Origin of the sequence: Aquabacterium sp. (genome assembly GCF_004297345.1) — a bacterium.
Taxonomy (GTDB): Bacteria; Pseudomonadota; Gammaproteobacteria; order Burkholderiales; family Burkholderiaceae_C; genus Aquabacterium.
In genome coordinates this window covers 1-3,786 of record NZ_SCTN01000454.1, presented here as the reverse complement: position 1 = coordinate 3,786, position 3,786 = coordinate 1, and the positions used below count along the sequence as shown (strand labels likewise).

At 58.7% G+C, this 3,786-nt stretch carries 2 protein-coding genes; both read left to right on the top strand.

Annotation, left to right across the window (positions count from 1 at the left end; genetic code table 11):
- A partial coding sequence (locus tag EPO09_RS17615; RefSeq protein ID WP_290645033.1) for a type I secretion C-terminal target domain-containing protein occupies positions 1-2,197 on the top strand: 2,197 nt, incomplete at its 5' end.
- Positions 2,198-2,401: 204 nt separating this feature from the next.
- Positions 2,402-3,786 (top strand): Calx-beta domain-containing protein (locus EPO09_RS17610; protein ID WP_290645030.1); only part of this gene is annotated, 1,385 nt, incomplete at its 3' end.

Below are 3,786 nucleotides of genomic sequence, written 5' to 3'. Positions count from 1 at the left end.
GAACGATCAAGGGCAATGGCAGGCAGTTACTGGCGATCTGACGATGGCACCGGGGCAGACCCAGATTCAAGTCCGCGTGGCCACAGTGGACGATCTGCAGTTCGAGCCAACCGAGTACATCAAGTTGCAAGCCACTGTGACCAGTGGTGAGACGGCCAACGATACACACGCAAACCAGACGGCGATCACGGATAACGATGTTCCGTACATGCTGGTTCAAAGTGGTGAGCCTGCGGTGGAGGGCGCTCCTGTTGTCTTCAACGTGACGCTGAGTCATGAGGCCACGGGCCCTGTCGTTGTGAAGCTCGCCTTGGCCTCAGGTGTCGATGACCTCACCACGCCGGAAAATGAATCGGCCACCCTGGGCGTGGATACCGATACGCATCTGGATGTGCTCAATGCCAGCGGTCAATGGGAGCCCTTGGGGGCGGATGGCCTGGTGACGTTCGAGCAAGGCCAGACACTGATTCAGGTGCGCGTGGCCACCGTGGATGACAAAATCGCCGAAGACACCGAGTTCATCAAGCTGCAAGCCACAGTGGTCAGTGGCGACACGATGAACCAGACGCACGCGAACCAGACTGCCATCACTGACAACGACGTGATCCCTGGTGTGCTGGAGCCCATCCATGCGCAGGTTTCCGCGCAGGATACGAATCTGATGGTCATGCTGGACACCTCGGCCAGCATGGACTCACCCAGCGGTATCGATGGATTGAGCCGTCTGGATGCGGCCATCAAGGCGATCGACAATTTGATCGATCGCTATGACCAATACGGTGATCTGGCCGTACGCATCGTGACTTTCGCTTCGGATGCTCACGTTCAGGGCGAAGCCTGGATGACGGCGTCTCAGGCCAAGAGTCTGTTGGCATCGCTGCATGCAGATGGTTCAACCAACTATGACCTCGCTTTGTCTACGGCACAGGCAGCGTTTGAAACCGATGCGGGCAAGTTGGGCAATGCCCAGAACGTGGCCTATTTCCTGTCGGATGGCAATCCAACCTTGTCCTCTGCTTTCCCGGTCGCAGGTGTGAATCAGCAAAGCGGAAACCTGACCCAGCCCAACAAGGGTGACGGGTTGGATGCCGCCGAAGAGCTCAGTTGGGTCCAGTTCCTGGATGCGCACCAGATCAAGAGCTACGCCATAGGTATGGGCTCGGAAGTGAGCAAGACCTATCTGGATCCGATTGCCTATGACGGCCATGCGAGCAGCAACAGCGATGGCGTTGTGGTGGGGGCGTTCAATCAGCTCGATGGCGTGCTCAACGGCACGACGCATGACTTCGTTGAGGGCAACCTCTCCGCGCATGGTGCCATCGGCCTGCCAGGCGGCTCGTTCCAGCATGTGGCCAGTGTCGCCGTGGATGGCGTCGTGCACAACTATGATCCGGCTCAGACCTTGTTGACTGTGTCGACAGCGCTAGGCGGCGAGTTGAGCATGGACATGGTCACGGGCCATTACAGCTATGCTGCACCCACCACGGCTGTGACAGGCCTGGCGCTGGACTCCTTTTCTTTCAGTTTGCTGACGGCCCAAGGCGATATGGCGTCGTCCACGCTGGATGTGCGCTTCGATCACACTCAAGTGCATGTTGGTACCAATGACAGCGAGGTGATCACAGGTGGCGCAACGGCTGATCAGATCATGGGCCGAGACGGGGCGGATACCTTGTTCGCTGACGGTGGCAACGATCTGATCTATGGCAACGGTGGCAACGACGAGTTGCATGGCGGTGCGGGCGATGACCATCTGGTCGGTGGCCAGGGCAGCGACGTGATGTACGGTGACGCTGGCTCCGATGTCTTCGTATGGCGGTTCAGCGATCACGGCGCCTCTGGTTCAGTGGCTGATCGGGCTGTCGATGTCATCAAGGATTTCGATGTGGCGCCAGTTGCCGAGCAAGGCGATGTGCTGGATTTGCGCGATTTGCTGCAAGGTGAGAACACGGTGGGTGGAACAGGCAATCTGGACCACTATCTGCGCATTGATACAAGCGGTGCCGATACCGTGATCCACGTGTCACCAACAGGAGACTTTGTGGCTGGCGTTACTGCTAGCGGGACGGAATCTCAAACCATCGTGCTGGCGGGTGTGAACCTGCGCGTCGATATGGAATTGACGCCGTCAGCCTCCAGTCAAGATGTCATCGCCAAACTGCTGGATCAGGGCAAATTGCTGGTTGATCACGTCTGAAAAACATAACCCATCCTAAAGTATGGGTTAGGTGTCCGTATTTACGCTTACGTCCCATTTTCCTGATTTAACCCCTTTGAATGCGGGGGGTATGTGCAGCGTTACGCGTCTCGCTGTCGGCCGTTAAAAGTGCCTCACTTGTTAAGCTACATGCAATTACAAGTGGGTGAAAAAATGCCGATTCTCGCGATTTCTTCTGGGACTGTGACTGCTGTTTGGGGTACTGCGTTTATCCGCAAGCCCAATGGCACACTCAAACCCCTGAGCGTGGGAGACAAGGTCGGTCACGGGGCACAAATTCTCACCACGATGGACGGCATCGTCCAGATTTCACCCAGCAAGGGTGCCCCGATTCTGGTGAAGGCACCTGCCGATGCAGATAAATCGATTGCCGGCATCGAGGCTCGAGACGCTGAGTTCGTTCCTGGTGCTGGATTGACTGGCGGCCCGGATGGCGGCTTGCAACCTGGCTTGCGCGTTGAGCGGGTCAAGGAGTCTGTCGGACAGCTTGAATTCGAGTTCGGCACGGAGCGCGTGCCTCCGGCCGTGCCGTTGCCGTTTTCCGCTCCCAAGCAGGTGTACTTTGAAGCCACCGAGGTGACGGTGGCGGATCGGTCCTTGGTTGCTACTGTGAGCAGTCCCACCATCGGCGAAGGCGGCAACCTGGACTTCCAGGTCAAATTGACGAGCGCTGTGACAACGGCTACTCAGGTGGCACTCAAGCTCGGGAATGGCAGCGCTACGCCAGGTGTGGATACCGGCACACCTCTTGTTTCATTTGACGGGGGAAAAAATTTCAACCCGATTTCGGTGACCCCTGATGGCTCGGCGACGATCACTGCGCCAGTTGGGACTGCTGTTGACCAAATCGTGGTGCGCGTGCCGACCTTGTCGGACAAACTCTCTGAAGCTGATGAAACGTTCAAGGTAAGCGCCGCAACCGCGGGGCAGGGGGCGCCTGTAGAGGGAACTGGCACGATCATTGACGCGACAGGTCATCCGACACTGAGCATCGCCGGCCCGACGGACGTGAACGAAGCGGCCGGCACACTCACCTACACGGTCACGCTGAGCAACCAGAGCGCTACGCCGGTGACGGTCAACTACGGCACGGTCGATGGCACGGCGCAACTGGGCAAGGACTTCACGGCCACGGCCGGCACCTTGACCTTTGCGCCCAACGAACTGAGCAAGACCATCACGGTGGCCATCACCAACGACAGCACCTACGAAGGCGCTGAATCGTTCAAGGTCCAGTTGAGCAACGCCACCGGTGCGGTGATCACGAGCGATCACATCACCACGACCATCCACGACGACGGCACAGGCACCTTGCCCAATGGCGGCACGCCTGATGACGACCGACCAGCGGTGGGCAGCGTGAGCAGCCCCACCATCGGCGAGGGCGGCAACCTGGACTTCCAGCTCACGCTCACCCACCCCAGCACCACCGACACCCCGGTCACACTCAAACTGGGCAACGGTTCTGCTGGTAGCACACCCGGTGTGGCCACGCCAGGCCTGGATACCGACGCCCCGCAAGTCTCATTTGACGGCGGCAAGACCTTCAACCCGATCACGGTCGATGC